Here is a 19,803-nt window from a genome sequence, read left to right as displayed (position 1 = left end):
GGTGGGGGGACGGGGGTCCTTCTTCAGTCCTTGCGGCCGGCGTCGACCAGGCGCATCACCAGGACGCCCTCCTCGTCCGAGGCGTCCAGGTCGATCTCGGCGTCGAAGCCCCAGTCGTGGTCACCGGCCGGGTCGTCGAGGATCTGCCGCACCCGCCACAGCCGCGGCTCGGTCTTGTCGATGATCAGCAGGGCCGGGCCGCGGGCGTCGCCGCCGGTGTTGAGCTCGGCGTGCTCGGCGAAGTAGGCCTGGACCACCTCGCCCCACCGGTCGGCGTCCCAGCCGGAGCCGGCGTCCAGCTCGCCCAGGTCGTACCAGCGCCGCCGGGCGATGAGCTCGACCCGGCGGAACAGGGCGTTGCGGATCATCGCGGTGAAGGCCCGCTCGTTGCCGGTCAGCGGGCGGGGGCGGGCCGGGACGGCGACGGGCGCGTCCAGCGGCTGGTCGGCGCTGGTCAGCTGCTCCCACTCGTCCAGCAGCGAGGAGTCGACCTGGCGCACCAGCTCGCCCAGCCACTCGACGATGTCGGTGACCTCCTCGGTGCGGGCGTCGGCGGGCACGCCCGAGCGCAGCGCCTTGAAGGCGTCGGAGAGGTAGCGCAGCACCGCCCCCTCGGAGCGGGTGAGCCCGTAGTGGTTGACCAGCTCCCGGAACGTCATCGCCTGCTCCCACATGTCCCGGACGACGGACTTGGGGGAGAGCTGCGCATCGCGCGCCCACGGGTTGCCGGCGGAGTAGACCTCGAAGGCGTGCTCGAGGAGCTCCTCCAGCGGCTTGGGGTAGGTGATCTCCTCGAGCAGCTCCATCCGCTCCTCGTACTCGATCCCCTCGGCCTTCATCTGGGCCACGGCCTCGCCCTTGGCCTTGTTCAACTGCGCGGAGATGATCTGCCGGGGGTCGTCCAGCGTCGCCTCGATCACCGAGACGACGTCCAGGGCGTAGGTGTCGTTGCCCTCGGCGTCCGGGCCGGGGGAGAGCAGCCCGATCGCGGCCAGCGCGAACGTCGACAGCGGCTGGTTGAGCTGGAAGTCCGGCGGCAGGTCCAGGGTCAGCCGGTAGCGGCGGCCGTCGGGTTCGGGGACCTCGAGCCGCTCGATCACCCCGGCGGTGATCAGCGACCGGGCGATGCCGATCACCTCGCGGATGTGCTTCAGCTGCCGTGGACGTGGCTCGTGGTTGTCGGTGAGCAGCCGGCGCATCGCCGCCACCGGGTCGCCCGGCCGGGCCAGCACGTTGAGCACCATCCCGGTCGAGACCCGGAAGTGGCTGCTCAGCGGCTCGGGCTCGGCGGTGATCAGCCGCTGCTGGGTCGACTCGCTCCACGGGACCATGCCCTCGGGGACCTTGCGGCGCACCAGCTTGCGGCGCTTCTTCGGGTCGTCGGCGACCTTGGCGAACTGCTTGAGGTTCTCCACCTCGTGCTCGGGCGCCTGGACGACGACGGTGCCGGCCGTGTCGTAGCCGGCCCGCCCGGCCCGGCCGGCGATCTGGTGGAACTCCCGGGCCTGGAGCAGCCGCATCCGGGTGCCGTCGTACTTGCTCAGCGCGGAGAACACCACCGTGCGGATCGGCACGTTGATGCCCACGCCGAGGGTGTCGGTGCCGCAGATGACCTTGAGCAGCCCCGCCTGGGCCAGCTGCTCGACCAGCCGCCGGTACTTGGGCAGCATCCCGGCGTGGTGCACGCCGATGCCGTGCCGCACCAGCCGCGACAGCGTCGTCCCGAAGGCGGAGGAGAACCGGAAGCCGCCGATCAGGTCGGCGATCGCCTGCTTCTCCTCCTTGGTGGAGACGTTCACGCTCATCAGCGCCTGGGCGCGTTCCAGCGCGGAGGCCTGGGTGAAGTGCACGACGTAGACCGGGGCCTGCTTGGTGTCCAGCAGCTCCTGGATCGTCTCGTGCATCGGCGTCGTCGCGTAGTAGTGGTGCAGTGGCACCGGCCGCTCGGCGTGGGCGACCAGCGCGGTGGGCCGGCCGGTGCGCCGGGTGAGGTCCTCCTGGAGTGCGGTGACGTCGCCGAGGGTGGCGCTCATCAGCAGGAACTGCGCCTTCGGCAGCTCGATCAGCGGCACCTGCCAGGCCCAGCCGCGGTCGGGGTCGCCGTAGAAGTGGAACTCGTCCATCACCACCAGGCCGATGTCGGCGTCCGGCCCCTCGCGCAGCGCGATGTTGGCCAGCACCTCGGCGGTGCAGGCGATGATCGGGGCGTCGGCGTTGACGCTCGCGTCGCCGGTGAGCATGCCGACGTTCTCGGCGCCGAAGACCCCGCACAGGGCGAAGAACTTCTCGCTGACCAGCGCCTTGATCGGCGCGGTGTAGAAGCTCACCCGGTCGGTGGCCAGCGCCGCGTACTGGGCGCCGGTGGCCACCAGCGACTTGCCCGACCCGGTCGGGGTGGCCAGGACGACGTTGGCGCCGCTGACCAGCTCGATCAGCGCCTCCTCCTGGGCCGGGTACAGCGTGGTGCCCGACGCCTGCGCCCACTCGGCGAACCGGGTGAAGACCGCGTCCGGGTCCTCGCCCAGGGCGAACAGCGACGAGAGGTCGCTGGGGTCGGCGATCAGCGGCGGGGCGTCCGGCGAGGGCAGCGCGGCAGCGGGGGAGTCGGCCGGGGTCGAGTCGGTACCGGCAGGAGAGAGCGTCATCGTGGGGAACAGCGTGCCCGACGCCCCGGACGTTCCCGCACGGACGCCGCGGACCCCGCTCCACGTGCGGCTCAGGTCACAGTTCGGTCACGACGCCTCAAGCGGAGGAGTGGAACCGGCCGATCCCGGTCACTGGGTGAACAACAGGTGAACGGAAGGTGGATCGGACATGCGTGAGAGTCGTTGCCCCGAGTGTCGCTGGGTGCCCGTCGTGGACGGCGCCGGCCGTCGTCATCTGGAGATGCGGTGGGACCGCCCGGGCAGTGCCGTGGTCCCGTTCCCCGGCGCCGCCGGCCTGTCCAGCCGGGCTGCCTGACGGTCGACCCGGCCGGTTCACCGGTCAGCGGCGAGGGTAGGCGCGAGCACGACGCGGCATCGGGTCGGCGCACGGGCGCCGGCTGCGTGAGCAGAGCGCGGGGGTGCCGCCGCCCGACCTCGCAGGAGGAACCACCGTGTCGTCACCTCGCCCCGAGTCGCAGCCGGAACAGCAGCAGACCCCGCCGGGCACGCTCGGTGAGATGGACCCGAAGCCGGACCACGGCGAGGAGAGCTACCGCGGCTCCGGCAAGCTGACCGGGAAGCGCGCCGTGATCACCGGCGGCGACAGCGGCATCGGCCGCGCCGTCGCCATCGCCTTCGCCCGTGAGGGCGCCGACGTCCTGATCGCCTACCTCGACGAGCACGAGGACGCGCAGGAGACGGCCAGGTACGTCGAGGACGCCGGCCGGACGTGCGTGCTCATGCCCGGGGACCTCGCCGACCGGGCGCACGCCAAGACGATCATCCCGAAGGCCCTCGAGGAGCTGGGCGGGATCGACGTGCTGGTCAACAACGCGGCGTTCCAGATGAACCACGAGTCGCTGGACGAGGTCACGGACGAGGAGTGGGACCACACTCTCGCGCTGAACCTGACCGCGATGTTCACCCTGATCCGCGATGCCGTGCCGCACATGCAGCCGGGCGCCTCGATCATCAACTCCTCGTCGGTGAACTCGGACAACCCGAGCCCCACCCTGGCGCCGTACGCGATGACCAAGGCCGGCATCGCCAACTTCACCGCCAGCATGGCGCAGCTGCTGGGGGAGAAGGGCATCCGCGCCAACAGCGTCGCGCCCGGGCCGGTGTGGACGCCGCTGATCCCCTCCACCATGCCCGCGGAGAAGGTGGCCGCCTTCGGTGGCAACACCCCGCTGGGCCGGGCCGCCCAGCCGGCCGAGCTGGCGCCGGTGTACGTGCTGCTGGCCAGCGACGAGTCGAGCTACGTCTCCGGCGCCCGGATCGCCGTCACCGGCGGCCGGCCGATCCTGTAGTGCCGCCTGAGGTCACCGGCTCTCCGGCCGAGTGAGCAGTTCCGGTCGCTGACGCCAGCGTGTCCGCACGTGTCGGCGACCGGAACTGCTCACTCGCGGGGGAGTGGGACGGTGTCGGCGATGGCGCGGACGTCGTCCGGTCGCACCCGGCAGCAGCCACCGACCAGCCGGGCGCCGGCGGCCAGCCACCCCGACACGTCGCCGACCCCCGGCCGGCCGGTCCAGCGGCGGGCGGCGGCGTCCCACACCTCGCCGCTGTTCGGGTAGGCCACTCCCGGCTTCCCGCTGGCCGCGGCGGCGGCCACCGCAGCAGGCACCGCGGCCGGGTCGGTGCAGTTGACCCCGATGGCGATGACCGCATCGACGTCCCGTGCCATCGCGCAGACCTCGGCCAGCGGCTCGCCGCGCCGGGTGCGCGGGACGCCGTCCGGGCCGGTGGTCGAGGTCAGCGACAGCCAGGCGGGCACGCCCAGCTCGGTCAGCTCGGCCAGCAACGCCTCCACCTCGGCGGCCGCAGGCAGCGTCTCGCAGGCCAGGACGTCGGCCCCGGCCTCGGCCAGCACGGCCAGCCGTGGCCGGTGGAACGCGCGCAGCTCGGCGACGGAGACGCGTTCGACGTAGTCGCCGGTGTACTCCGAGCCGTCGGCCAGGAAGGCGCCGTAGGGGCCGACCGAGGCCGCGACCCAGCCGTCCCGGCCGGCCCGGGCCAGGCCGTCCCGGGCCAGCTGCACCGAGCGGGCCATCAACGTGCGGGCCTGCCCCGCGTCGATCCCGACGGCGGCGAAGCCGGGGAAGGACGCCTGGTAGCTGGCGGTCGTGGCGACCTCGGCGCCGGCGCTCGCGAAGGCGGCGTGCGCGGCGACGACGGCCTCCGGGTCGTCGCGCAGCAACCGGGCCGACCAGAGCGAGGAGGTGACGTCGTGCCCGCGGAACTCAAGCTCGGTGGAGAGGCCGCCGTCGGCCACGACGGTCCCGGTGCGGAGTGCCTCGGCCAGGGTGGTCACCCCGCCATGCTCCTCCGGGTCAGTTCGGGGTGCGGCGGCGCCGGTCGGCCGCCACGAAGGCGACGGCCAGGGCCAGCGGGGCGGCGGCCGCGATCCCGGTCACGGCCAGGACGTCGGCGAGACCGGCCGTCGACCGGGCGGAGGAGGACAGCAGTGCCCAGCCCAGGCCGCACAGCGGCACGGTGACCAGCCCGGTGCCCAGGGCCAGCCGCACCCGGGCAGCGCGCCCGTCGTGCCGGGCGACGAACCCCGCGAGGACGGCGGGCACCGCGATCACGGCACAGCGCGCCACCACGTCGCCCGGGCCCTCGACGCCGGCGAAGGAGGCGAGCGACACGGTGGCGGCCAGCGAGACGACGGCCGCGCCCCCCAGCAGCGTCCACCAGGTCTGGACGGCGGTGGCCGAGCGCAGCACCGCCGCCGGCCGCGTCAGCCGGCCGGCGGCCCACACGCACAGCGCGGTGCCCAACAGCAGGAAGGTGACCAGCGACTGCGGGACGTCGGTGACCGACCCACCGGCCCGGGTGGGCAGCTCCCACGGCTGCCGGCCCAGCAGGGCGAGCAGGACGCTCAGCGCCGCCCCGACCGCGACCAGCCAGGCCGGGTGCAGCGGACGTGCGGTGGTCTCCGCGGCGACCCGGGCGTCGAGGGCCTCCGCCCGGCGCAGGAGATCGGCCATCACCGGGTTGGTGGTAGCGACCTCCGCCGGCTGGGGACCGGCCGGTCGCGCGCCGTCCGAGAGGGAGGCGACGGAGTTGCCGGTCACCAGGTGCAGCCGGGGTGAGGCGTCCTGAGTCACTCGCCCAGCGTCACACCCGGTGACCGACTCGGCCAGGTGAGTCGATGTGCTTCAGCCGACCGGGCGACAACCGGGCCGCCCGGTGTCGGCGGTGGCGCCCCTCGGACCTGGTCGTTCACCCGACCGGTGGCTCCCCGTGACGCTCAGTCGCTGCCCGGGACCGCGAAGGCGGACAGCCGCGCGGTGCCGGGGCTCACGGCGGAGAACGGCGTGCTCAGCTCGAGGACGGCCACCCCGCCGGCCGGGAACCCGCTCGCGGAGCCGCGCCGGGCCGCGTCGTCCCCCTGCCCGTCGTCGAGGAGCGCCACGAGCACGCTGATCGAGGGGTTGTGGCCGACGACGGCCAGCTGGTCCACCTCGTCGGGGGTCTCCCGCAGCACCGCCAGCAGCGCCTCGACGGTGTTGTCGTAGAGCCGCGGGTCCAGGGCGGGAGCCACCCCGCCGGTCCGTTCCCAGGTCTGCACCGTCCGGCGGGCGGGGGAGACCAGGGCCCGCGACGGTGCCAGGCCGTTGTCGGCGAGCCAGACGCCGATCGCGGTGGCCCGGTGGGCGCCGGCGGCAGTCAGAGGGCGGTCTGCGTCGACGGCGGCGGAGCCCGCCTGGGCGTGGCGGACGAGCACGAGACGGCGGGGCACCGCCCGAGTCTGGCACCGGGACCGGGAACTCGGTCGTGACGGCGTCCGCCGTCCGGGAGACTGTTCGACGTGGCTGGAGACGATGCGTTCGGGGACCTGCCGGTGAGCGACCGCCTGGTCGTCCCGGCCGGGGCGCTGTCCTGGCGTTTCTCCCGGTCGTCCGGGCCCGGCGGACAGGGCGTGAACACCGCCGACTCCCGGGTGGAGCTGGCGGTCTCGCCACTGCAGCTGCCCGGGCTCACCGAGACCCAGCGCCGGCGGCTGGTCGAGCGGCTCGGCGACCGGCTGGTCGACGGCGTGCTGACCATCGCCGCCAGCGAGCACCGGCAGCAGCTGCGCAACCGCGAAGCCGCCCGGGCGAGGCTGGCCGCGCTGCTCCGCGGGGCGATCGCACCCCCGCCGGCGGCCCGGCGGAAGACCAAGCCGACCCGCGGCTCCAAGGAACGGCGGATCACCGCGAAGAAGCAGCGCGGGGAGACCAAGCGGCTGCGCGGCCGGTGGGACTGAACGCCGCCACCCTGCTGCAGAGGTGTAGGACCAGCGCATGCGCATCGACCGGATCGACCACCTGGTGCTCACCGTGGCCGACCTCGACCGGACCGTCGCCTTCTACACGCAGGTGCTCGGCATGGCCGTGGAGACCTTCGGCGAGGGGCGGACGGCGCTGCGGTTCGGCCGGCAGAAGATCAACTTGCACGTGCGCGGCGCCGAGTTCGAGCCCCGGGCCGCGCAGGCCGGCACCGGCACGGCCGACTTCTGCCTGGTCACCGAGGACCCGCTGGACCAGGTGCGCGACGAGCTCGCCGCGCACGGCGTGCCCGTCGAGGTCGGGCCGGTGAGCAAGCAGGGGGCGCTCGGGGAGATGCGCAGCGTCTACGTCCGTGACCCGGACGCCAACCTGGTGGAGATCTCCCGCTACTGACCGTCCGACCGGTCCCGCTGTCCGGCGGCGCCGGCCAGCCGGTCCCGCAGCCAGCCCACCTGGAACTCGGGGACGGCGAGTTCGAGGCGGCCCTCGGGGGTCCGGACGGTCAGCACCCGGGACCTCACCGCCTGCATGCGCCACACCTCGCGGGCTCTCGGCCGGCGGGTCTGGGGGTCGACGCTGAGCACCGGGACCGCATGGGCCGACCGGTCACCTCGGAACCTCCGACGCAGCACGAGTTCACCCCGCCGCGGCGTCGCGTGGTAGCTCCGCCAGTTCCGGGGCAGCGACGGGCCCCAGCCGTCCGTGGCGCGCGCGGACAGCTCGGTGCGTCCCTCGCGCATCCGGCGCCGCAGCCGTTGGTGGCGGAGCCACCGGCCGAACAGCCCGCCCACCCCGGCACCGATCGCCGGCATCAGCAGGGCCAGGGTCTCGCCCCCGTCCTCGAACACCGGCTCAGACTGGCACGGATCGCCGGGACGGACGGGGAGAGCTCAGCGCCGTCGGGCGACCCGGGTGCCGACGAGGACGCCCAGCAGCGTCCAGAACGAGCCCACGCCGACCCCGGCGAGCACCACCCAGAACGGCACCCGCATCTCATCGGTCGCCACCTGCACCAGCCGCTGCTCGGTCTGCTCGTCCACGGCGGACAGCCTGCCCCGCAGCCGAGCCGCGCACCAGCCTCCCGGCGCACCGGCCTCGGCTCGCCGGGGCGTCAGTCCGGCCCCGGCTCGCCCACCACGTGCTCGACCGGCAGGTCGAAGGACCGCGACACCCGGCTCGGCAGGTCGGCCCGCAGCCAGCGGGAGACCCCCCGACTCAGGGTCGACACCACGATCTCGTCGGCGCTGAACCGGCGCAACGCCAGGCGCACGGCCTGCAGCGGATCGGAGTCGCCCACCTCGCCGTCCGCGGCTGCCCCGAGTCCGCGGATCTGCACCAGCGCATCGGTCAGACGCTGGGCGGCCAGGGCCCGCGCGTGATCGGCCGGCGCGTCGCCCTCGGACCTCACGCGCTGCTGGTGGGCGACCGGCGTGGCGGGGACGACGACGTAGAAGACGTGTTCCCGGGCGGCCATCCGCTGCTGGATCGCCTCCAGCAGGCGAGGCCCGCCGAGGGTCTGGTTGGCGAGGACCAGGCACCGTCGCATCGTCTTCCACCCGTCTGTCGATCGGGACCGCGTCGGTCGACGGTAGGACGCCCGCCGCCACGGCGGCGACCCCAGCTGCGCCAGGACGACGCACCGAGTGACAGCTGAGCGGGCTTCCCGGCCCGGGGAAGCCCGCTCAGCTGTCACTCGCCGGACGCCGGCCGCGCGGGGCGCCGCGCGGCGCGGCGCACCGTCCTGGGCGGTCGGGTGTGAGGGCGACGGAACGCGAGCTTGACCTGAGCGCCCCCACCGGGAAACCGGGCCACCGCACGCTCGCAGATGTGTCCGCCGCCGTCTCGTTGCCCACCCCCGGCCGGGGTCCAGGCGGGGGCACGCGCACCACCGCGACCCACTGCCCGTACTGCTCGCTGCAGTGCGGGGTCACGATGACCGCCGGCGACCGCCCGGCCACCCTGGTGCCCGCCGACTTCCCGACCAACCGCGGCGGGTTGTGCTCCAAGGGCTGGTCGGCCCCCGAGCTGCTCGACCACCCCGAACGGCTCACCCGGCCGCTGGTCCGCGCCGACCCCACCGACCGGACCAGCCCGCTGGTCGAGGCCAGCTGGGAGGTCGCTCTCGACCGGGTCGTCACGGCGATCCAGGCGACACAGCGTGACCACGGGCTGGACGCGGTCGGCTGCTTCGGCGGCGGCGGGCTGACCAACGAGCAGGCCTACCAGTTCGGCAAGTTCGCCCGGGTGGCGCTGCGCACCAGCGCCATCGACTACAACGGCCGGTTCTGCATGTCCTCGGCGGCCGGCGCGGCGATCCGGGCGTTCGGGCTCGACCGCGGGCTGCCCTTCCCGCTCTCCGACATCGCCGAGGCCGACGTCGTCGTGCTGGTCGGCAGCAACCCGGCCGACACGATGCCCCCGGCGATGCAGTGGTTCGACGCCGGCCGGGCGCGCGGCGCCGAGCACATCGTCGTCGACCCGCGCCGCACCAACACCGCCCGCCACGCCACGCTGCACCTGCAGCCGCTGCCGGCCACCGACCTGGCCCTGGCCAACGGGCTGCTGCACATCGCGATCGCCGAGGGGCTGGTCGACGAGGCCTACGTCGCCGCGCGCACCACCGGCTTCGACGCCGTCCGGGCCGGGGTCGCCGGGTACTGGCCCGACCGGGTGGAGCGGCTCACCGGGGTGCCGGTCGAGCAGCAGCGCCGCACCGTCTTCGCCCTGGCACGGGGACGGCGGTCGATCATCCTGACCGCCCGGGGCGCCGAGCAGCACCGCAGCGGCGTCGACACCACCCAGGCCTGGATCAACCTCGCCCTGGCCCTCGGCCTGCCCGGCCGCGAGGGCAGCGGCTGGGGCACCGTCACCGGGCAGGGCAACGGGCAGGGCGGCCGCGAGCACGGGCAGAAGGCCGACCAGCTGCCCGGCTACCGGAAGATCACCGATCCGCAGGCACGCCAGCACGTCGCCGCCGTCTGGGGCGTCGACCCCGACGACCTCCCCGGGCCCGGCCGCAGCGCCTTCGAGCTGCTCGACGCCCTCGGCACCGAAGGCGGGGTCCGCACGCTGCTGGTGATGGCCTCCAACGTCGCCGTCTCCGCCCCCGACGCCCGGCGGGTGATCAGCCGGCTGCGCGACCTGGACTTCCTCCTGGTCAGCGACTTCTTCCTCTCCGAGACCGCCGAGCTCGCCGACGTGGTGCTGCCCAGCGCCATGTGGGCGGAGGAGGAAGGGACGATGACCAACCTGGAGGGCCGGGTGATCCGCCGCCGCCGCGCGATGGACCCGCCCGACGGCGTCCGCGACGACCTGCAGCTGCTCGCCGAGCTGGCCGGCCGGCTGGGGGTGTCTGGCTTCAGCGGGGACGCCGAGACCGTCTTCACCGAGCTCGGCCGGGCCAGCGCCGGCGGCCCGGCGGACTACTCAGGCATCACCTACCGGCGGATCGACGACGAGCAGGGCCTCTTCTGGCCCGTTCCCGATCGAGACCACCCCGGCACGCCGCGGCTGTTCACCGACCGGTTCGCCACGCCCGACGGCCGGGCCCGGTTCTGGCGGGTCGAGCAGGTCGACGCCCACGAGCGCCCCGACGCCGAGTACCCCTACGTGCTCACCACCGGCCGGGTGCTCGCCCAGTACCAGTCGGGCACCCAGACCCGCCGTTCCCGCAGCCTGCAGCTGGTCGCCCCCACCCCGCGGGCAGAGCTCCACCCCGACCTGGCCCGCACCCTCGGCATCGGTCAGGACGACGTCGTGGAGCTCGCCACCCGGCGCGGCCGGGCCCGCTTCCACGCGCTGATCACCGACACGATCCGCCCGGACGTCGTCTTCGCCCCCTTCCACTGGGGCGGCGGCTCCAGCGCCAACGCCCTCACCGACCCGGCCCTGGACCCGACGAGCCGGATGCCGGCCTTCAAGGCCTGCGCGGTCGCAGTCTCCCGGGTCGGCGAGCCCGAGGAGCGCATCCCACCACCGGAGCCGGCCACCCAGCCGCAGCCCGGCCCACACGCCCGACCGACGGCCCACACCCCGCACGCCCCATCCCGGAGGAGGACCACCAGCGTGAAGAGCACCCCGCGCTTCCTGCACGGCGTCTACCCGATCACCGGCGAGGGCCTGGGCAAACCCGGCCCGCTGGACCCCGCCCTGCGCTACCAGGTCCCCGAGGGCAAGAGCGCCCAGGCGCTCTACTTCCGCGGCGGCAACTCCACCGGCGAGCTCGTCTACGTGCTGCTGGTGCGCGACGGCCAGCCGATGCGCTGGTTCCCGATCGGCGCCAAGGGCGACTGCCACGTGCCGCTGCGGGTGGTCGAGGACCTCGACGGCGGCACCGTGGTCGAGCTGCACGCCGCCGCACCGGTGGGCGTCACCGGCGACCTGGTGCTCGACCTGGGCCTGGTGGAGGTCTGATGACGGCGGTCCTGGGTGGGCGCCCGGCAGGCGTGAGCACCCTGCACTTCGCCATGGACGACGCCGACGGGACCGACACGCGGCAGCGGCTGGTCGTGGTCGGCAACGGCATGGCCGGGGCGCGGGTGGTCGAGGAGGTGCTCGAACGCGGCGGCGGCGAGCAGTTCGCCATCACCGTCTTCGGGGAGGAGCCGCACGGCAACTACAACCGGATCATGCTGTCCCACGTCCTGGCCGGGGAGGAGCACGAGGACGACATCGTCCTCAACAGCCACGACTGGTACGCCGACCAGGGCGTGACGCTGCGCGCCGGGGTGCGGGTCGACCGGATCGACACCCACGCCAAGATCGTCTACGCCGCCGACGGCACGACGACGGCCTACGACCAGCTGGTGCTGGCCACCGGCAGCCGCTCGTTCGTCCCGCCGATGACCGGCCTGTACACCGCCGAGGAGCAGCTGCTCCCCGGCGTCTTCGGCTTCCGCACCATCGACGACACCCGGGCGATGCTGGCGGCCGCCGCCGAACACGAGCGGGCCGTCGTCGTCGGCGGCGGGCTGCTCGGCCTGGAGGCCGCCCGCGCCCTGCAGGGGCACGGGCTGGCCGTCGAGGTCGTGCACGCCGGCACCCACCTGATGAACCAGCAGCTGGACCCCGACGGCGGAGCGATCCTGAAGCACAGCGTCGAGGCGCTGGGCATCGTCGTCCACCTGGCCACCCGCACCACCGAGGCGATCGGCCCGGACCGGGTGCGCGGCATCGTGCTGGCCGACGGCCGGGCGATCGACGCCGACATGCTGGTCATCGCCGCCGGCATCCGGCCGGTCACCGAGGTCGCGCTGCTCAGCGGCCTGGAGGTCGAGCGCGGCATCGTCGTCGACGACCAGCTGCGCACCGACGACCCCGACGTCTACGCGGTCGGGGAGTGCGCCCAGCACCGCGGCGAGCTGTACGGGCTGGTCGCCCCGGTGTGGGAGCAGGCCCGGGTGCTCGCCGACCTGCTCACCGGCGTCGATCCCGAGGCGGAGTACCACGGCTCCCGGACGGCGACGAAGCTCAAGGTCGCCGGGGTCGACGTCGCCACGATGGGCGTCAACCGGCCCGAGCGGGACACCGACGAGTTCCTGGTCATCTCCGAGCCGCGGCGCGGGGTGCACCTGTCGGTCGTCGTCCGGGACGACAAGCTGGTCGGCGCGACCCTGCTCGGCGACACCCGCAAGGTCGCCTTCCTGACCCAGGCCTTCGACCGGGGCACCCCGCTGCCCGCCGAGCGGATCCGGCTTCTGGTCGACCTCTCCGACGGCGCCGCGGAGGTGGGCGTCGCCGAGCTGCCGGGCGACTCGCAGGTCTGCAACTGCAACGGGGTGACCAAGCAGGCGCTGGTCGACACCGTCAAGGCCGGGACCACCAGCGTCGGCGGCTGCATGGACGCCACCCGCGCCGGCAAGGGCTGCGGCTCGTGCAAGCTGCTGGTGAAGCAGGTCGTGGAGTGGGCCGCCGACGGCGACGTCACCGAGGACGCCTCGGCGAGCTGGTACGTGCCGGGCATCCCGCTGGCCAAGCCCGAGCTGATCGCCGCCATCCGGGACCAGCAGCTGCGCAGCGTCTCCGCCGTCTTCGCCGCCCTGGCCCCGGGCGGGGAGGAGGACGCCACGTCGAAGATGGGGCTCACCTCGCTGCTGCGGCTGGTCTGGGGTGCTGCGTACGAGCAGGAGAACGACGCCAAGTTCATCAACGACCGGGTGCACGCCAACATCCAGCGCGACGGCACGTTCAGCGTGGTCCCGCAGATGAAGGGCGGGGTGACGACGGCGGCCCAGCTGCGCACGATCGCCGACGTCGCGGAGAAGTACGAGGTCCCGATGATCAAGGTCACCGGCGGTCAGCGGATCGACCTGCTCGGCGTCCGCAAGGAGGACCTGCCCGGCATGTGGGCCGACCTGGGCATGCCCTCGGGCTACGCCTACGGCAAGAGCATGCGCACGGTGAAGACCTGCGTCGGCAGCGACTTCTGCCGGTTCGGGCTCGGCGACTCCACCCAGCTGGGCATCGACCTGGAGACCCGGTTCCAGGGCATCGAGAGCCCGGCCAAGATCAAGATGGCCGTGGTCGGCTGCCCGCGGAACTGCGCCGAGGCCTACGTCAAGGACGTCGGCGTGGTCGCCGTCGGCAACGGCAGGTGGGAGGTGTACGTCGGCGGTGCGGCCGGGGCCAGCGTGCGCAAGGGCGACCTGCTGGCCACCGTCGACTCACCCGCGGCGGTGATGCAGTTGGCCGGCCGGTTCGTCCAGTACTACCGGGAGAACGCCAACTGGCTGGAGCGCACCTACGACTTCGTGCCCCGCGTCGGGCTGGAGCAGGTCCGGGCGGTGGTGCTGGACGGCAGCGCGGAGGTCCTCGCCGCGCTGGACGCCGGCCTCCAGCGCTCGATCGACGCCTACACCGACCCCTGGGGCCAGGACGGGGCGCAGCCGGCCACCCCCGGCCAGTTCCGCACCGCGCTGCCGCTGGTCGACCTGCCGACGGTGCCGGTCCGATGAGCGTCACCCACTCCGACGCCCCCGAGGCGCCCACGACCGCACCGCCGAAGGCCGGCACGCCGGCCACCGAGGTCACCGACGGGCCGGCGACCGGGGGAGCGGGCGTGCCGCACGTGGTCGGCCGGGTGGACGACGTGCCGCCGGGGGAGGGCCGGGCGTTCGTCGCGGGCGGGACCCAGGTCGCCGTCTTCCGGCTGCGCGACGGGTCGCTGCACGCCACCCAGGCGGCCTGCCCGCACTCCGGCGGACCGCTGGCCGACGGGCAGACCGACGCCGGCGTGCTGGTCTGCCCGCTGCACCTCTACGCGTTCCGCTGGTCCGACGGCGCGTGCACCAGCGGCGCCCCACCGGTCCGGCTCTACCCGGTCGCCGAGCAGGACGGCGCTCTCGTCGTCACCGTCTAGCTGGCCGGCCCGACGTGGACCGCTCGGTGCGTCAGGGGTGCATGCGGGCACCCTTCATGACCTTGTCGACGGCGTGCCTCGGGCCGTGGACGGCGAGCCCGACGAGGTCCAGGTCGGGGCCGGCGACCGCGCGGACGGCGGCCCGGTTCTGCACGTCGCCCGGTGTGCTGAACAGCTCGGCGGTGAAGACGGCGGGGGTCAGCGACCGCTCCAACGCCCGGGTGCGCGCCGTGCGCAGCAGTGCGGCCGGCCCGGCGAGCACGAGCACCGGCTGACGCAGCATCGGCAGGTAGCCGGTGCCGTCGGCGTCCACGTACGGCTCGCCGACCAGCTCCGGGCCGGTCGCGGTGACCCCGCTGACCAGGAACGCGGTGACGTTCAGCGCCTGCCAGGGGGCGAGGTCCTCGCGCAGCAGGACGGCGATCTTCGTGGCCCAGCGGGGTGCCTCGTCGGGGGTGTCCATGCTGCTCAGCGTCGCGGACCGCCGTCCGCCGGGTCTTGTACGTTCCTGACGTGAGCGAGGTGGTCGCCTGGCGGCCGGACGTGCCCGGGCTGACCGAGGTCTTCCACGCCCACTTCACCGACCACGTCTCACCCCGCGCACACCCACGAGTCGTGGACGCTGCTGCTGGTCGACGACGGGGTGGTCCGCTACGACCTGGACCGGCACCCGCACGGCGCCTCCCGGGCCGAGGTCACGCTGTTGCCGCCCGGCGTGCCGCACGACGGCCGGTCGCAGTCGCCCGGCGGCTTCCACAAGCGGGTGCTCTACCTGGCCGCCGACACCCTCGGCGCCGACCGGGTCGGCGTGGCCGTCGACCAGCCGGCGTTCGACGACGACGCCCTGCGCGCCCGGCTCTCCGCCCTGCACGCGGCGGTGCGGCCCGGTAGTGACGCCTTGGAGGCGCAGAGCCGGTGGGCGTTCGTGCAGGAGCGGCTCGGCCAGCACCTGGACCGCGCCGTGGCCGCTCCGCCGGCCGTGCGGGACGACGCCGTGGCCGACCGGGTGCGTGACCTGCTGGACGCCCGGGTCGCCGAGGGGCTGGCGCTGGAGGAGGCCGCGGCGCTGTTCGGGGTCTCCGCGACCCACGTCGTCCGGGCGTTCACCAGGCGGCACGGCCTGCCGCCGCACCGCTACCTGACCGGCCGGCGGATCGACCTGGCCCGGCGGTTGCTGCTCGACGGGATGCCCGCCGCCGAGGTGGCCGGCGCAGCCGGGTTCGCCGACCAGTCGCACCTGACCCGGCACTTCCGCCGGATGATCGCGACGACCCCGGCGGCCTACGCGCGGTCTGCGGGCTGACCGGGTCAGGCGGGGGGCAGCTCGAGGTCGGCGAGGGCGGCGGCGACGTCGTCCTCGCGGACGAAGTCCAGGGCCAGCAGCCGGTGCACCAGCACCCCGCGGCGCGTCAGCCGCAGGTCGGTCGGGCGCAGTCGCGGCCGGACGGCGCCAGGGCGGGAGACGACCGGTGCCGGGTCGAGCAGCCCGCTGCGCTGCAGGTCCGTGACGTCCTCCCGGGCACCCCAGGCCCGCCAGCCGCGCGGTTCGTCCTCCAGGGCGCCCAGCGGCAGCGGGGCCCGGTCGCGCCGGCCCACGGCGGCGAGGAAGACCAGCTGCCGCCAGCTGCACAACTCGGCCAGCTGCAGCGCCCGGGCGGCCAGCGCCACGTCGACGTCGGGGGAGACGACCACCTCGGCGACCAGGTAGCCGAGGTGCCGCACCCGGCGTTCCTCGGTGGTCTCCCGGGCGGCCTGGACGACGTCCTCGACCAGCCGCTCGGCGGCCGACCGGGCCGCGGTGCTCACGCTGAAGAAGCCGTCGCTGCGCACCGGGCGGCCCTGGTGGGCGCGGGTGACCGACAGCTCGGCGGCGAAGGCGAGGGCGGCGCCGGCCCGCGCGCGTTCCCAGGTCAGCGGCAGCTCGGCGGCCGAGGTGGCGGCGTCGCGGAGGCAGGAGGCGAGCCGATCGTCCAGCCGCAGCGGGCTGGACCCGGGCTCGAAGAGCAGCCCGGCGACGGCCCGGGTCATCGACCCGGCGACCAGCTCCCCGGTCTCGACCAGGTCCCGGCCGGGCACGCGCTCATCGCCGATGGGTTCCCTCACGCGGTGATCATGGCCCGCCGCGCCCGGTGACGCACCTGGCGCGGGTCCCGTCTCACCACGGCGGGGCAGCGCACGGCCGCCCCGCACCCGGGGCGGGTGCGGGGCGGCCGGGGACGATCGGTCAGACGCCGGCCTGCTGCATCAGGGTGCCGCGGCGCAGGTAGACGAACCAGGTCACCGCGACGCAGGCGATGTAGAAGCCGCAGAAGGCGCCCAGGGCGGTGACCACGCTGCCGGTGGCGAGGTAGGACTCCGACACGATCCGCGGGATGAACACCGCCCCCAGCGCACCGACCGCGGAGATGATGCCGACGGCCGCGGCGGTGTCCCGGCGCGCCCGGTAGAGCACCTGCGCCGGGGAGTCGGCCGACCGCGCCGCGGCGGCCTCGGCCCGGTAGATGATCGGGATCATCCGGTAGGTCGACCCGTTGGTCATCCCGACCACGGCGAACAGCACCAGGAAGCTGGCCAGGAACCCGCCGAAGCTGCCGGCCCCCAGCGCAGCGATGGCGGCCCCGATCGCCACGGCCTGGCCGATGAAGGTGACGATCGTGACCTTTGCACCGCCCACCCGGTCGGCGAGCCACCCACCGAAGGGCCGGGACAGCGAGCCGACCAGCGGCCCGAGGAAGGCGTAGCGGTAGGTGTCGGCGGCGAACTCGTTGGCCAGCACCAGGGGGAACGCCCCGGAGAACCCGATGAAGGAGCCGAACGCGCCGATGTAGAGGAAGGACATGATCCAGGTCTGCTTGCGCCGGGCGATCGCGGCCTGGTCGGCGATGTTGGCCTTCGCCCCGGACAGGTTGTTCATCCCGAACCAGGCGCCGACGACCGCCAGGACGATGAACGGCACCCAGATCAGCGCCACGTTCTGCACGTACCGGGCGTCGCCGCCGGCCGTCGTCCCGGTGCTCCCGCCGATCACCGCGATGGTGCCGGCGGTGACGGCCAGCGGGCCGACGAGCTGGATGATCGCCACGCCGATGTTGCCGCCGGCGGCGTTGAGGCCGAGGGCGAAGCCCTTCTCCTTGTCCGGGTAGAAGAAGGAGATGTTGGCCATCGAGGAGGCGAAGTTGCCGCCGCCGAAGCCGCAGGTGATCGCGGTCAGCACCCAGAACCAGTAGGGCTGCCCGGTGGTCGCGGCAACCACGAGCATGGTCACCGGCACCAGCAGCAGCGCCGCGCTGACGACCGTCCAGTTGCGCCCACCGAGCAGCGCCGGCATGAAGGTGTAGGGCACCCGCATGATCGCGCCCACCAGGCCGGCGGTGGCGACCAGCCAGAAGAGCTGGTCGCTGGTGAAGCCGTAGCCGATCGAGGCGAGGACGGCGGTGGCGACGCTGAACATCTGCCAGACGCTGAACCCGATGTTCTCCGCGAGCACCGACCACACCAGGTTGCGGCGGGCGACCGGCTTCCCCTGCGGTGAGGCCCAGAACGCCGGGTCCTCCGGGGCGTAGTGCTCGATCCACCGACTGCCACCCCGGGCCGCGGTGGCGCCGCCGGGAGGGGTCGGGGCAGCGGCTGCGCCCGGGCGGTGGAGCTGGGTCTCTGTCATGAGCTCATCCCTGGTTCGAGGCCGGACCGCGGGCGCCCACCCGGCTGGGACGGCGCCGGGGACGACGCTAGGAACCGGGCGTTTCCACCCGACCGCGACGGCGTGACCGGTGCGGTACATGCCCCGCACGCGCAGCCGGACGACGCTGTGAGGCCCGGGAACCGCCCGGCGCGGGGCCGTCGGTCCTACCGTCCAGGGGCATGACGGACCGACTCGTGCTGCCCGTGCTGCTCCGCGGCTGGGACGAGGCACGCGGACGACTGGACCTGCGGCTGGCCGGGCTGGAGGACGCGGAGTACCTCGACGAGCCGCTGAGCGGCGCCTGGTCGGTGCGCCGCGAGGACGACGGCAGCTGGACCGCGGACTGGGCCCACCCGGCCCCGGAGCCGGCGCCGGTCACCACGATCGCCTGGCGGCTGTGGCACCTGGCCTCGGGCTGCTTCGCCGACTACCTCGCCCAGACGCCGGCCGGGCGGCAGCTGGCGCTGACCGGCCGGGAGTGGCACGGCGACGCGGCCTCGGCGTTGCGGGACCTGGACATCGCCGCGACCGCGTTCCGCACGGCGATGACCGACCTGGGGGAGGAGGGGATGTGGCGGCCCCTCGGGCCGGCCTGGGGGCCGTACTCCGACTCCAGCTGGGCCGACCTGCTGGTGCACGCCACCGACGAGCTGGCTCACCACGGTGCGGAGATCGCCTTGCTCCGTGACCTCTACCGCTGGCGCTGGCGCTGACGCCGGCCCGGCGGACCGACGACGAGGCGGCCCCTCCGGAGAGAGGCCGCCTCGTCGTCGTGCCGTGCGCGCCGCCGGCGCCGGTCAGGGGTCAGCGGGCGCCGACCGTGGTGGTGTCGACCACCACGGTCGTGGTGTCGGCGGTCGTGGTGTCGGCGGTCGTGGTGTCGGCGGTCGTGGTGTCGGCGGTCGTGGTGTCGGCGGCGGTGGTGTCGGCGGCCGTGGTGTCGGCCGGCACGGCGAGCACCGGGAGGACGGCGGCGTTGCGGGGCGCCGCGGTGCGGGCGTGGGTGGCGTAGAGGGTCAGCCCGACGAAGGTCACCCCGCCCACCAGGTTGCCCAGCACGGTCGGGATCTCGTTCCAGATCAGGTAGTCCGAGACGGAGAAGTCGCCGCCCAGCATCAGGCCGGAGGGGAACAGGAACATGTTGACGATCGAGTGCTCGAAGCCCATGTAGAAGAAGACCAGGATCGGCATCCACATGGCCACGACCTTGCCGGTCACCGACGTCGACATCATCGCGGCGACGACCCCGGTGGAGACCATCCAGTTGCACAGCACCGCGCGCAGGAACAGCGTGAGCATCCCGGCGGCGCCGAACTCGGCGTACCCGACCGTCCGGCCCTCCCCGATGGAGCCGATCGCCTGGCCCACCTCGCTCGGCGGCATGGCGAAGCCGTAGGTGAAGATCACCGCCATGATCACGGCGATGGTGATCGCCCCGCCGAAGTTGCCGAGGAAGACCAGTCCCCAGTTCCGCAGCATGCCGCGCACGGTCACGCCCGGCCGCTTGTCGAACAGCGCCAGCGGCACCAGCGTGAAGACCCCGGTCAGCAGGTCGAAGCCGAGCAGGTAGAGCAGGCAGAAGCCGACCGGGAAGAGCAGCGCCCCGACGATGGGCTGGCCGGTCTGCACGGTGACCGTGACCGCGAAGGCCGCGGCCAGCGCCAGGATGGCCCCGGCCATGAACGCCCGGATCAACGTGTCGCGGGTGGCCATGAAGACCTTCGCCTCACCCGCGTCGATCATCTTGGTGGTGAAGTCCTTGGGGCTCAGGTAGGACATGAGGTGCTCCTCGGCTGCGCGGAAGGGGTGGCGGCGCACGCGGGCGTGGCGGCGCGTGGCGGT

19 protein-coding genes are annotated in these 19,803 nt (G+C 74.1%); 8 read left to right on the top strand and 11 right to left on the bottom strand.

What is annotated here, in order from left to right; translation table 11 throughout:
- Nucleotides 1–23 precede the first annotated feature (23 nt).
- A complete protein-coding gene (locus tag O2W16_RS00215; protein ID WP_269156786.1) occupies nucleotides 24–2,645 on the bottom strand; it encodes a DEAD/DEAH box helicase in 2,622 nt (873 codons plus the stop codon).
- Nucleotides 2,646–3,097: 452 nt separating this feature from the next.
- Here O2W16_RS00215 and O2W16_RS00210 point away from each other — a divergent pair, with 452 nt between their 5' ends.
- Nucleotides 3,098–3,955, top strand: coding sequence for an SDR family oxidoreductase (locus tag O2W16_RS00210; RefSeq protein ID WP_269156785.1), 858 nt, complete (start codon nucleotides 3,098–3,100; stop codon nucleotides 3,953–3,955).
- A gap of 89 nt (nucleotides 3,956–4,044) precedes the next feature.
- Here the strand turns inward: O2W16_RS00210 and mmuM are convergent, their stop codons facing one another.
- From mmuM to O2W16_RS00195, 3 genes are all read right to left on the bottom strand, one after another.
- Nucleotides 4,045–4,959, bottom strand: coding sequence for a homocysteine S-methyltransferase (gene mmuM / locus O2W16_RS00205; RefSeq protein ID WP_269156784.1), 915 nt, complete (start codon nucleotides 4,957–4,959; stop codon nucleotides 4,045–4,047).
- Between the two features lie 19 nt (nucleotides 4,960–4,978).
- Nucleotides 4,979–5,758, bottom strand: coding sequence for a hypothetical protein (locus O2W16_RS00200; RefSeq protein ID WP_269156783.1), 780 nt, complete (start codon nucleotides 5,756–5,758; stop codon nucleotides 4,979–4,981).
- Nucleotides 5,759–5,901: 143 nt separating this feature from the next.
- Nucleotides 5,902–6,393 (bottom strand): SixA phosphatase family protein, encoded by a 492-nt coding sequence (locus tag O2W16_RS00195; RefSeq protein WP_269156782.1) that lies wholly within the window; start codon nucleotides 6,391–6,393, stop codon nucleotides 5,902–5,904.
- A 69-nt stretch (nucleotides 6,394–6,462) separates the two neighbouring features.
- Here O2W16_RS00195 and arfB point away from each other — a divergent pair, with 69 nt between their 5' ends.
- Nucleotides 6,463–6,900: an alternative ribosome rescue aminoacyl-tRNA hydrolase ArfB gene (gene arfB / locus O2W16_RS00190; RefSeq protein ID WP_269156781.1), complete on the top strand. Its 438-nt coding sequence runs from the start codon at nucleotides 6,463–6,465 to the stop codon at nucleotides 6,898–6,900.
- Nucleotides 6,901–6,937: 37 nt separating this feature from the next.
- Nucleotides 6,938–7,315: a VOC family protein gene (locus tag O2W16_RS00185; protein ID WP_269156780.1), complete on the top strand. Its 378-nt coding sequence runs from the start codon at nucleotides 6,938–6,940 to the stop codon at nucleotides 7,313–7,315.
- On the opposite strand, the gene O2W16_RS00180 is transcribed toward O2W16_RS00185, so the two are convergent.
- The 3 genes from O2W16_RS00180 to O2W16_RS00170 all read right to left on the bottom strand — a co-directional run bounded on the left by O2W16_RS00180 (nucleotide 7,309) and on the right by O2W16_RS00170 (nucleotide 8,468).
- Complete coding sequence (locus O2W16_RS00180) at nucleotides 7,309–7,770, bottom strand: hypothetical protein (protein WP_269156779.1); 462 nt, start codon at nucleotides 7,768–7,770, stop codon at nucleotides 7,309–7,311. The genes O2W16_RS00185 and O2W16_RS00180 overlap by 7 nt on opposite strands.
- A gap of 42 nt (nucleotides 7,771–7,812) precedes the next feature.
- Nucleotides 7,813–7,962 carry a hypothetical protein gene (locus O2W16_RS00175; RefSeq protein WP_269156778.1) on the bottom strand — a complete coding sequence of 50 codons (150 nt, stop codon included), beginning with the start codon at nucleotides 7,960–7,962 and terminating at the stop codon, nucleotides 7,813–7,815.
- Between the two features lie 71 nt (nucleotides 7,963–8,033).
- Nucleotides 8,034–8,468 carry a hypothetical protein gene (locus O2W16_RS00170; protein WP_269156777.1) on the bottom strand — a complete coding sequence of 145 codons (435 nt, stop codon included), beginning with the start codon at nucleotides 8,466–8,468 and terminating at the stop codon, nucleotides 8,034–8,036.
- Between the two features lie 281 nt (nucleotides 8,469–8,749).
- Between O2W16_RS00170 and O2W16_RS00165 the strand changes: the two genes are divergently transcribed.
- The 3 genes from O2W16_RS00165 to O2W16_RS00155 are packed head-to-tail and all read left to right on the top strand — an operon-like array spanning nucleotide 8,750 to nucleotide 14,279.
- Complete coding sequence (locus O2W16_RS00165; RefSeq protein WP_269156776.1) at nucleotides 8,750–11,335, top strand: molybdopterin oxidoreductase family protein; 2,586 nt, start codon at nucleotides 8,750–8,752, stop codon at nucleotides 11,333–11,335.
- Entirely contained in the window at nucleotides 11,335–13,875 is a 2,541-nt protein-coding gene (gene nirB / locus O2W16_RS00160; RefSeq protein WP_269156775.1) for a nitrite reductase large subunit NirB, read from the top strand. The genes O2W16_RS00165 and nirB overlap by 1 nt, the downstream gene beginning before the upstream one ends.
- Complete coding sequence (locus tag O2W16_RS00155; protein ID WP_269156774.1) at nucleotides 13,872–14,279, top strand: Rieske (2Fe-2S) protein; 408 nt, start codon at nucleotides 13,872–13,874, stop codon at nucleotides 14,277–14,279. Before nirB ends, O2W16_RS00155 begins: the two co-directional genes overlap by 4 nt.
- Before the next feature lie 31 nt (nucleotides 14,280–14,310).
- Here the strand turns inward: O2W16_RS00155 and O2W16_RS00150 are convergent, their stop codons facing one another.
- Nucleotides 14,311–14,742: a DUF2000 domain-containing protein gene (locus tag O2W16_RS00150; protein ID WP_269156773.1), complete on the bottom strand. Its 432-nt coding sequence runs from the start codon at nucleotides 14,740–14,742 to the stop codon at nucleotides 14,311–14,313.
- Nucleotides 14,743–14,901: 159 nt separating this feature from the next.
- Between O2W16_RS00150 and O2W16_RS00145 the strand changes: the two genes are divergently transcribed.
- Nucleotides 14,902–15,582: an AraC family transcriptional regulator gene (locus tag O2W16_RS00145; RefSeq protein WP_331253727.1), complete on the top strand. Its 681-nt coding sequence runs from the start codon at nucleotides 14,902–14,904 to the stop codon at nucleotides 15,580–15,582.
- Between the two features lie 5 nt (nucleotides 15,583–15,587).
- On the opposite strand, the gene O2W16_RS00140 is transcribed toward O2W16_RS00145, so the two are convergent.
- Together O2W16_RS00140 and O2W16_RS00135 are read right to left on the bottom strand one after the other, a co-directional pair.
- On the bottom strand, nucleotides 15,588–16,382 hold the full coding sequence (locus O2W16_RS00140) for a hypothetical protein (protein ID WP_269156772.1): 795 nt from the start codon (nucleotides 16,380–16,382) through the stop codon (nucleotides 15,588–15,590).
- A 121-nt stretch (nucleotides 16,383–16,503) separates the two neighbouring features.
- Nucleotides 16,504–17,940: an MFS transporter gene (locus O2W16_RS00135; RefSeq protein WP_269156771.1), complete on the bottom strand. Its 1,437-nt coding sequence runs from the start codon at nucleotides 17,938–17,940 to the stop codon at nucleotides 16,504–16,506.
- 200 nt (nucleotides 17,941–18,140) lie between these two features.
- Here O2W16_RS00135 and O2W16_RS00130 point away from each other — a divergent pair, with 200 nt between their 5' ends.
- On the top strand, nucleotides 18,141–18,674 hold the full coding sequence (locus O2W16_RS00130) for a DinB family protein (protein WP_269156770.1): 534 nt from the start codon (nucleotides 18,141–18,143) through the stop codon (nucleotides 18,672–18,674).
- A gap of 91 nt (nucleotides 18,675–18,765) precedes the next feature.
- Here O2W16_RS00130 and O2W16_RS00125 read toward each other — a convergent pair whose 3' ends face one another.
- Nucleotides 18,766–19,740 (bottom strand): formate/nitrite transporter family protein, encoded by a 975-nt coding sequence (locus O2W16_RS00125; RefSeq protein ID WP_269156769.1) that lies wholly within the window; start codon nucleotides 19,738–19,740, stop codon nucleotides 18,766–18,768.
- Between the last annotated feature and the right edge of the window lie 63 nt (nucleotides 19,741–19,803).

Origin of the sequence: Modestobacter sp. VKM Ac-2984, assembly GCF_026967985.1 — a bacterium.
Taxonomy (GTDB): Bacteria; Actinomycetota; Actinomycetes; order Mycobacteriales; family Geodermatophilaceae; genus Modestobacter.
The sequence above is the reverse complement of the archived record's forward strand: the minus strand, read 5'-3'. Positions and strand labels throughout refer to the sequence as shown.